The sequence below is a fragment of the Oleiphilus sp. HI0067 genome (genome assembly GCF_001635735.1).
Window position 1 is genome coordinate 1 of sequence record NZ_LWFI01000362.1, and the last position, 655, is coordinate 655.

The 655-nt window shown below is 43.8% G+C and carries 1 protein-coding gene; it reads left to right on the forward strand.

Annotation, left to right across the window (positions count from 1 at the left end; all coding sequences use genetic code 11):
- The coding region (locus A3739_RS29330) for a hypothetical protein (protein ID WP_197472041.1) at window positions 1–570 on the forward strand (570 nt) is incomplete at its 5' end.
- Window positions 571–655: the final 85 nt, after the last annotated feature.

Below are 655 nucleotides of genomic sequence, written 5' to 3' on the forward strand. Positions count from 1 at the left end.
GACGGCGAAGCGGATGGCGTGTTCCACTCCAGCTATAAAAAAGAACGTGAAGCTTTTGGTAAATATCTAACCTCAGAGGGGAGCCCTGACCCCACGAAACAAATCATGAGTCAGTCTTATGTCATCTATAAACGCAAAGATAAGACTCTATCGTGGAACGGAGATAGATTTTCAGACAATACCATTAAGATCGGTGCCGTGATTGGTTATGCCGTCATTGACGACTTAAAAGCTTTAGGTCTAGATGTGGTTGAAGTCACGACGCAATCAAGCGGGCTAGAAATGCTTTATCGAGGTCGAATCGATGCTTGGATAGATATTGAAACAATGAGTGACACACGAATCTCAAAATCACCGCATATTGAGGCTATGATAGAAAAGCTAAATAAGCCCTTCATGCAGCGCCCATATTACCTAATGTTTTCGCATCAATTTTACGATGCACATTCGGCGCTTGCTCTGGATATTTGGGATGCGATTGAAGCACAGCATTCAGCTAAGGCATCCCTTCAACTCAGCAAAAACACCAACTCATCAAACTATGAGAAGGTCGGTATGACTAGACCTTAAGCGTATCGGTGTATGGTGGCCAACCTAAAGGCTTACCAGCAAGAATATGCAGATGAATATGGTACACAGACTGACCGCCATACTC